Source organism: Pseudomonas sp. SDO5522_S412 (genome assembly GCF_054071215.1).
Map to the genome: position 1 here is coordinate 1 of NZ_JBSVWQ010000405.1, position 2,345 is coordinate 2,345.

2 protein-coding genes are annotated in these 2,345 nt (G+C 60.9%); one reads left to right on the forward strand and one right to left on the reverse strand.

Annotated features, from left to right (window positions below; all coding sequences use genetic code 11):
- Positions 1 to 101: 101 nt before the first annotated feature.
- Positions 102 to 731 (reverse strand): DNA-3-methyladenine glycosylase I, encoded by a 630-nt coding sequence (locus ACW9I6_RS32055; RefSeq protein WP_023658908.1) that lies wholly within the window; start codon positions 729 to 731, stop codon positions 102 to 104.
- Positions 732 to 963: 232 nt separating this feature from the next.
- Between ACW9I6_RS32055 and ACW9I6_RS32060 the strand changes: the two genes are divergently transcribed.
- On the forward strand, positions 964 to 2,274 hold the full coding sequence (locus tag ACW9I6_RS32060; protein WP_008433031.1) for a C4-dicarboxylate transporter DctA: 1,311 nt from the start codon (positions 964 to 966) through the stop codon (positions 2,272 to 2,274).
- The last annotated feature ends 71 nt before the right edge of the window (positions 2,275 to 2,345 follow it).

The window sequence follows — 2,345 nt, forward strand, 5'->3', positions numbered from 1 at the left end:
TTGCCCGCGATGGCGGTGCATCAGACACAGTTGTGCTTGCTGATCCACCGCCACCGCCGGCAAGCCAGCTCCCACAGTTTTAACCGCGCACAGTCAGTGGCTCAGGGTCGTTTGAAGTGGTGGCGCAGGTGTTCGATTCGAGACCGGCAGGTACAGCCTTCAAGGTGGTCGTTGACCATGCCCATCGCCTGCATGAACGCATACATGGTGGTCGGGCCCACATAGCTCCAGCCACGTTTCTTCAGGGCCTTGGACAAACGTGTTGACGCGGCTGACGTGGGGTTGGCCGTCCAGTACGCCATGTCCACCACCGCCGGGCGCTCATCGGCGGCCGGTTCAAACGACCACAGCCACGCCGCCAGCGAGCCGGTCTCATCCACCAGCTCACAGGCGCGCCGGGCGTTGTTGATGGTGGACACGATCTTGGCGCGATTGCGCACGATACCCGGGTCGGCCACCAATCGCTCGATGTCCTGCTCGGTGTACTGCGCCACTCGGCGAAAATCAAAGCCCTCGAACGCCCGGCGAAACGCCTCGCGCTTGCGCAGGATGGTGATCCACGCCATGCCGGCCTGAAAACCTTCCAGGCAAATCTTCTCGTACAGCGCAATGTCATCGGCCACCGGCACGCCCCATTCGTGGTCGTGGTAATCCGGGTACTCCGGCGCCGCCGTGCGCCACGTACAGCTGGTGACGCCCGCCGCGTCCGTGATCAATCCTGGAATATCCATAACTCACCCTGTGAACCAAGCCCGGGATGATAAGCGAAAAAAATTCCGGGCCGCCAACCGCTCAAGTACGAACCTTGCGGACCAACTGGTCAGACCGGGACCTGCCATCCGCGTAATATTTACTTGCGACTTGAAAAAAACCGAGCGTAGACTGGCCCCGCACTGGACATACCGGTCAGACCACAACAATTAAGCCCTGGACCCACCAGGGCACCGAATAGAGATCCTTCCCATGCTCAGATGGTGCTCGCGTTCGATTTTCCTGCAAGTCGTGATTGGCCTGGTGATCGGCATAATCTGCGGCCTCGCCCTCCCTGAATTCTCCTCGCAACTCAAACCCCTGGGTGACGGCTTCATCAAGCTGATCAAAATGCTGATTGGCCTGATCGTCTTCTGCGTGGTGGTCAGCGGTATTTCCGGTGCCGGCGACTTGAAGAAAGTCGGGCGCATCGGCCTCAAGTCGGTGATCTACTTTGAAGCACTGACCACCGTGGCCCTGGTGATCGGCCTGATCATGGCCTTCAGCACCGGGATCGGCACCGGCGCCAATATCCACCTGGAGCAACTGTCGTCTGCCGGCCTGAATGAACTGGCAGACCGCGGCCAACACATCAAGGGCACCAGCCAGTTCCTGATGGACCTGATCCCCAACTCGGTGATCGGCGCCTTCGCGGACAACAACGTGCTGCAAGTGCTGTTGTTTTCCGTGTTGTTCGGCAGCGCGCTGAACCTGGTGGGCGAAGCCGCTTCCGGCATCTCTCGGTTGATCAACGAGCTGAGCCACGTGATCTTCCGCATCATGGGCATGATCGTGCGCCTGGCGCCCATCGGCGTGTTCGGCGCCATCGCCTTCACCACCAGCACCTACGGCCTGGATTCCCTGCAACACCTGGGCAGCCTGGTGGGCCTGTTCTACCTTACGTGCTTCCTGTTCGTCGCGGTGATTCTGGGGCTGGTGATGCGCCTGTCGGGCCTGCGGATGATGCCGCTGCTCAAGTACCTGCGGGAAGAACTGTTGATCGTGATGGGCACCGCGTCCTCCGATGCCGTGTTGCCACAGATCATGCGTAAACTGGAACACCTTGGCATTGGCAGCTCCACCGTGGGCCTGGTGATTCCGACCGGGTACTCGTTCAACCTCGATGGTTTCTCGATCTACCTGACCCTGGCCATCGTGTTTATCGCCAATGCCACCGGCACACCGCTGTCGATGACCGACCTGCTGACCATCCTGCTGGTGTCGCTGATCACCTCCAAGGGCGCCCACGGGATTCCGGGTTCGGCACTGGTGATTCTGGCGGCGACACTCACCGCAATCCCGGCGATTCCGGTGGTGGGCCTGGTGCTGGTGCTGGCGGTGGACTGGTTCATGGGCATTGGCCGGGCGCTGACCAACCTGATCGGCAACTGCGTCGCCACCGTGGCCATCGCCCGCTGGGAAAAAGACATCGATATCCAGCGCGCCAACAAGGTGCTGGACGGTCAACAAGGGTATGCCTTCCAGGCCAAGAAACCGGTGCTGCCCGCCCACCAAGAGTTCTGATGAGACAGACTCACCCCCTGTGGCGAGGGAGCTTGCTCCCGCTGGGGCGCGAAGCGGCCCCAAAAAATGGG